1 protein-coding gene is annotated in these 1,417 nt (G+C 65.1%); it reads left to right on the top strand.

Going from position 1 to position 1,417, the window contains the following annotated elements; all coding sequences use genetic code 11:
- Positions 1–280: 280 nt before the first annotated feature.
- Positions 281–1,417: LCP family protein (locus tag BJQ90_RS19645; RefSeq protein WP_226761868.1), on the top strand; the 1,137-nt coding region annotated here is incomplete at its 3' end.

Raw genomic sequence — 1,417 nt, 5'->3', positions numbered from 1 at the left:
TTGGCGGCACTACCGCCGGGAACGCCGCGGGCCGCAACCCGGAACCTGGTGGGAATCCGCCGCCTCGGAAACAGCGTTTCGCCGTTGATTCCCCGCGGGACTTGTCCCCGGGCGACCAGATGCCGGCCCGCTTTCACGCAGCCCCGGCCGTGGTTCCGGGGCTGCAGCCCGGGCCATCCAGACGGTCAATAGCCAGATACACGCCTGATCACCACGTCTGCCATGCGCCGCACCCCGGCGTCTTCCGGCAGCGTGCCGCTCCAACAGGAATGCGATAACCATGAACGATCCCCGGCCCGCCCCGTTGTCCCTCCATGACCGGCTCCTCCACCAGGACAGACGCCACAAGTACCGGCGCCGGCGCATCATCACCACCGTCATGGCCGTGTGCACGGCCCTGCTGCTGGCCGGCACCGGCTACGCCGCCGTGACAGCGGTCCGGGTCAACGACAACGTCCAGCGCTCCCAAGCCCTCAACGGGGACCAGACTGTACCGAAGCTGACCCAGGACACCAACATCCTGATCATGGGACTGGACACCCGGGTTGACGAGAAAGGACAACCGCTCTCAGCGGATCTCTACGAGGCCCTCCACGCCGGGGACCAAACCATCGGCGGCTACAACGCCAACGTGCTCATGGTCCTCCATATCCCCGCCGACGGATCCAAGGCCACCGCCATATCGATCCCGCGCGATGACTATGTCCAGGTCGCCGGAATCCCCGGGCAGACCTTCAACACCAAAATCAAGGAAGCCTACGGCTACGGGCTGGCCGCAGCAAGAACCGACCTGCTCAGCCAGGGCAAGCCCGACGACGACTCGACGTACCAGACCGCCCGGGACGCCGGACGGAAAGCGCAAATCGCCACCGTTACCCGGTTCCTGGGCAGCGTCCACATCGACCATTTTGTGGAGGTCACCATGGCTGCGTTCTACCAGGTCGCCGGCGTCATCGCCCCCATCACGGTCTGCGTGAACCGCGCCACCCAGGACACCTTCTCCGGGGCGGACTTCAAAGCCGGAGTGCAGCAGATCGACGGGAAACAGGCCATGGCCTTCGTACGGCAGCGCCGCGACACCACCGACTCCTCCTACAACTTCACCGATCTGGACCGTGCACGGCGCCAGCAGGCCTTCATCGCCGCAGTCTCCCACCAGCTCAAACAGGCCGGAACGTTCACCGACCTGGGCAAAATGCAATCGGTGCTGGACACGGTGAGTGAGAACATTGTCGTTGACACGGGGCTGGACCTGATCCAGCTGGCCCGGCAGGCTTCCTCCGTCACCGGCGGCAACATCTCCTTCACCACCTTGCCCATCACAGGATTCGGCACCTCCCCGGGCGGGGAATCGATCAACACCGTGGACATCGCCCAGATCCAGACCACCGTCAAAGACCTACTCAACCCCCCGGCC

Source organism: Arthrobacter sp. SO3, assembly GCF_020532825.1.
Classification (GTDB): Bacteria; Actinomycetota; Actinomycetes; order Actinomycetales; family Micrococcaceae; genus Arthrobacter.
Note: the sequence above shows the minus strand (reverse complement) of the source record. Positions and strands in the feature narration are given on the sequence as shown.